Raw genomic sequence first — 2,492 nt, 5'->3', positions numbered from 1 at the left:
GCGGGTTCAACTCCCGCCAGCTCCACCAAATTTGGTGGGTCAGTGATAGGACAACGGTTTCAAAAACAAGAAGTTAGCGAAATCATCAAGACTACACACTGACAACAAAAGGACTTGAAAGTGCACGCGAAATGCACGTGCATTTGAATAAAGAACCCCGAGGGTAACTCCTTGGGGTTTTCCATTTGTAACAAAGTGTAATAAAATATTTCATTCAATCCCTTCGTTAGAAAGAATTCCAGAGCAATATTAATTCATTAAATACGAAATAATATGCATATCACCTAATCCGCTTGCTTAACACGTCAGGATGATAAACCCTTTTATTTGTATGTCTTATTGGCTCCTTATTGTAGGATAGATGTAACCCACAATAAGGAATATTAAAAATGAGAATGACCTCACGCAAAAAAGAGATAATGGAATTATTTAAACCTGACAATCTTGAATGGGTAACGGGTGAAATTGGCGCACCACCTTTCGACGTTTCAGGTGTAGCTTATATGCTTAAAGGAATGGATTCTTTTGATAAGAAAAGTATTCTCGAATCTACTCGCAGAACATTAGATAGTATGGTTAAAGATGGCTTGTTAGAAAAGGTATTCAGTTATGAAAGGCGACAAAACAAACACCAAGGCTCAAGTAGCTCCCCTGGTGTTCGTTGTATCGTTAGTCGATATGGCTTATGTGGAAAGTGTCGTCTTGTTAAATGCGAAGATGACGGAGAGGATTTTATTGAAGGTGAGTGTATGGTAGTTGGCTAACCAACAGGCAGTTTCTGGCACCTTAAATACTCAAACGTACTTGCTGTGCTTTATCATGTGGTGTAATAAAACTTGTCACCACAAATAAAAGAACAAAAATTAAGCAATAAAATACAAAGTAGCGTACACTGAATCACGATATCCCTATAATGGGTGAAAGATATGAAAGCTTTTAATGTGATAAGAATGTTTCAAGACGCACTAGTAGAAGTTACCTGCCCAAGTTGTTCCTATGTTGCTAAACAAAATAAACACAAGCTTAAGAAAAACCTAATCTTATTATGCCCAAATTGTGGCTACATGTTTTATTTCAATAAAATATAAACACAACTCAATATGCCAGTTGTTGCGTCCGAAGTTGAACGACAACAGCCAGCACATTTGAGAGCGTACTTTAATGAACGACTAGCGTTTTATCGTGAGAGAAGTAAGAAGTTGCCAGATGGTAATTCAGTGCAGTATTTGAAAACAGAGTAGTGCCGATGTTGGATGGAACCGACCGAGCTATATAATCAATTAGTTATCAATTTCTGGTGTCTTATTGGTGTCCTGATTTTCTTCCTCTTCTTTTTGTCTGCGCTCCTCTTCCACTTTCTGAGCTTCTTCCATCTCACGCATTCTCACGTTATAGATTGATTGCTCTGGCATCTGTACACGAACAGAAATAAAGCGACCATTAGGGATATCAATTGGGTCGCCGTCTTTGTAACCATCAATATCATTACGGGCGAATTTAGGTGCATTAGGGTGAGTGCGATGATACGTTTTGACGAGAATAGATCCGTCTTTGTTAACTTTAGAGTCAACCCAAATAAGAGGCTGTTTATTGACATCGAGTGGAATTTCAATACCACCATCAACACCGCCCCAGCCTGCATCTGAGTTAAAGCCTAAAACGCCTTCGATAAGATACTCTCCTTTTGCTACTTGAGTAACAGTTGCGCCTTCTGATTCGTCGTTAGTTGTAAATGAGCCATCAGGGTTGATGTTGATAATAGGGGAGGCTTTTTTGATGAAACCTTGCGGGTCTGTGGTTGTATTTATTGTTGTTATAATCTCTCCATGATCTACATTGCCATTTTGAATCTTACAAAATAATAACTTTGTTTTATTGGCGGATAATGTACCAAAAATGTGATAACCAGCACTTTCAGAATAAGCTAGTGATATTCCATTTCCCCATTCATTGAAAAAACTCCCAGTTGTTACACCGCCTCCCTGCCTAAAAAAACCAGACTTCATTTTATTAATTAATTCATTATTTTCTGTAATTAAAGGTGAATTCCCTCCTATTCCATAATCACCAATAAGCATCATTGTGCCATTTTTATCAGGTATACCTATCGAGTTATATGCAGAGCCATTTTCCGCCCTTGTTGATATAAAACGACGGTTATCTTCAGCAACCAGACCAACTCTATTATTTGTGGATTTTTTAGCCCAAATACTATTAATTGATTCAATTGGCCCTAAAAAAGTTTGAATTACTGTCGCTGTTAAATCAGCTTTATTACTGATATCCCCCTGCATCTTCTTAATGCTATCAAGAGTAACAACCTCGCCGTTCGGCATCTCAATTTTTGTTTGGCCTGTCTGAGTCATCCATGTGTTCATTGCATCAAGGAAATACTCAACATAACTATTAATAGCGACCATTGTTCTTGCCGCATCACTATTATTATCTGGCTCAGTAATATGAATTGAGAATGTTGTGTTAGTTGCTGTGGC

The 2,492-nt window shown here is 38.0% G+C and carries 4 protein-coding genes; 3 read left to right on the top strand and 1 reads right to left on the bottom strand.

Going from position 1 to position 2,492, the window contains the following annotated elements; genetic code table 11:
- Positions 1 to 389 precede the first annotated feature (389 nt).
- From DK857_RS19050 to DK857_RS19045, 3 genes are all read left to right on the top strand, one after another.
- Positions 390 to 764: a hypothetical protein gene (locus tag DK857_RS19050; protein ID WP_109402990.1), complete on the top strand. Its 375-nt coding sequence runs from the start codon at positions 390 to 392 to the stop codon at positions 762 to 764.
- A gap of 162 nt (positions 765 to 926) precedes the next feature.
- Positions 927 to 1,088 carry a YnfU family zinc-binding protein gene (locus tag DK857_RS19625; protein ID WP_215534280.1) on the top strand — a complete coding sequence of 54 codons (162 nt, stop codon included), beginning with the start codon at positions 927 to 929 and terminating at the stop codon, positions 1,086 to 1,088.
- A 12-nt stretch (positions 1,089 to 1,100) separates the two neighbouring features.
- Positions 1,101 to 1,241 (top strand): DNA polymerase III subunit theta, encoded by a 141-nt coding sequence (locus DK857_RS19045; protein ID WP_109402989.1) that lies wholly within the window; start codon positions 1,101 to 1,103, stop codon positions 1,239 to 1,241.
- Between the two features lie 39 nt (positions 1,242 to 1,280).
- Here DK857_RS19045 and DK857_RS19040 read toward each other — a convergent pair.
- Positions 1,281 to 2,492: phage tail fiber protein (locus DK857_RS19040; protein ID WP_109402988.1), on the bottom strand; the 1,212-nt coding region annotated here is incomplete at its 5' end.

This window comes from Proteus terrae (genome assembly GCF_003144325.1).
GTDB lineage: Bacteria > Pseudomonadota > Gammaproteobacteria > Enterobacterales > Enterobacteriaceae > Proteus > Proteus terrae.
Note: the sequence above shows the minus strand (reverse complement) of the source record. Positions and strands in the feature narration are given on the sequence as shown.

Coding starts and splice junctions, on each gene's coding strand:
- DK857_RS19045 (WP_109402989.1), top strand. CDS start 1,101: ATGCCAGTTGTTGCGTCCGAAGTTGAACGACAACAGCCAGCACATTTG.
- DK857_RS19625 (WP_215534280.1), top strand. CDS start 927: ATGAAAGCTTTTAATGTGATAAGAATGTTTCAAGACGCACTAGTAGAA.
- DK857_RS19050 (WP_109402990.1), top strand. CDS start 390: ATGAGAATGACCTCACGCAAAAAAGAGATAATGGAATTATTTAAACCT.